Genomic DNA, 274 nt, shown 5'->3' with positions numbered 1-274 from the left:
CCCTTGCCTGCGACGTCTTCGTACTTGATCGTCTTGACGCCCAGATGGCGCAGCGCGAGGCTGTCCATGTCGTGCGTGCGGTGCGATTCGAGCACGTACGACTCGAGCAGCGTGTCGTGCTCGATGCCGTTCAGCGCGATGTCGTAGTTCGCGAGCACCTGCGCGTCGTACTTCAGATGCTGGCCGACCTTCTTGCGGTCGGCCGCTTCGAGCCACGGCTTCAGGCGCGCGAGCACGTCGTCGAGCGGCAGTTGCTCGGGCAGATCGGGCCCGC

General features: G+C 65.7%; 1 pseudogene. It reads right to left on the bottom strand.

Annotated features, from left to right (window positions below):
• Nucleotides 1-274 (bottom strand): annotated as a pseudogene (locus tag SB816_RS31550) (DNA polymerase I); the annotation flags it as partial.

Source organism: Achromobacter sp. SIMBA_011 (genome assembly GCF_046535435.1).
In the GTDB taxonomy this organism is placed as follows: domain Bacteria; phylum Pseudomonadota; class Gammaproteobacteria; order Burkholderiales; family Burkholderiaceae_B; genus Achromobacter; species Achromobacter dolens.
This window is presented reverse-complemented; position numbering and strand designations above follow the sequence as displayed.